This window comes from Candidatus Obscuribacterales bacterium, from assembly GCA_036703605.1.
In the GTDB taxonomy this organism is placed as follows: Bacteria; Cyanobacteriota; Cyanobacteriia; order RECH01; family RECH01; genus RECH01.
In genome coordinates, this window is sequence record DATNRH010000076.1 from 1 (window position 1) to 1138 (window position 1138).

Sequence of the window (1138 nt, forward strand, 5' to 3'; positions counted from 1 at the left end):
AGTTGCCCTAGATTTCTCAGGATGGCAGCCAGGGACGATCTGTTGGCGAGGTGTCAATCCGCCAGCGATCGCTCAATCTAGTGCTGCTGGGTTGATGGGGAATTCTGAGTGTCCTCAAGGCGCGATCGCACTTCTCTCACAAAGGGGTGAGCGTTATGGCACTCAACGGCTTGATACAGCAAGCGGCGCAGGGACTGGGATTGGATGTTGTGGGTTTGGGCGGTTGGGTGAGACATGGGGGCAAGTCCTGATGGGGGCGTGGGGCGTCGGTGTAGATTAACTTCACTATCCCAGATCATCCCAACCTTGGCTGTGACGGCTCTGGTTGTGCGGTTGTGCGATCGGTACTGGGTTGGCGTGAAATCCGTCATCGGATCGGGGTGATATCCATCACGCCTGATTCTTGTATATAACTAAAACTTATGAAACTGATAATTAAATACTTAGCAATATTCCTTTACATTTGTTTGTAAAGAAAGGTAACCTGTGTTCATACATAGAACTTGCATCTTTTGCAGTTAAGGACTTATAAACCCATGACCACAACACTACAGCAGCGCGAAAGCGCCAACCTGTGGGAGCAGTTTTGTAACTGGGTCACCAGCACCGAAAATCGCCTTTATGTAGGCTGGTTTGGCGTCCTGATGATCCCCACCCTGCTCACCGCCACCATCTGTTTCATCATTGCCTTCGTGGCAGCACCTCCCGTTGACATCGACGGTATCCGCGAGCCTGTTGCAGGTTCCTTGATCTACGGCAACAACATCATCTCCGGTGCAGTTGTGCCTTCGTCCAACGCCATTGGCTTGCACTTCTACCCCATCTGGGAAGCAGCTTCCCTTGATGAGTGGTTGTACAACGGTGGTCCTTACCAGTTGGTCGTATTCCACTTCCTGATCGGCGTGTTCTGCTACATGGGACGTGAGTGGGAACTATCCTACCGTCTCGGTATGCGTCCTTGGATCTGCGTTGCCTACTCTGCACCTGTTGCAGCAGCATCTGCAGTCTTCCTGATCTACCCGATTGGACAAGGTTCCTTCTCCGACGGAATGCCCTTGGGTATTTCCGGTACGTTCAACTTCATGTTCGTGTTCCAAGCAGAGCACAACATCCTGATGCACCCCTTCCACATGTTGGG

The 1138-nt window shown here is 51.8% G+C and carries 2 protein-coding genes; one reads left to right on the forward strand and one right to left on the reverse strand.

Annotated features, from left to right (window positions below):
• Window positions 1–77 precede the first annotated feature (77 nt).
• Entirely contained in the window at window positions 78–236 is a 159-nt protein-coding gene (locus tag V6D20_01670) for a hypothetical protein (protein ID HEY9814504.1), read from the reverse strand.
• A 300-nt stretch (window positions 237–536) separates the two neighbouring features.
• Between V6D20_01670 and V6D20_01675 the strand changes: the two genes are divergently transcribed.
• On the forward strand, window positions 537–1138 hold a 602-nt coding region (locus V6D20_01675), incomplete at its 3' end, for a hypothetical protein (GenBank protein HEY9814505.1).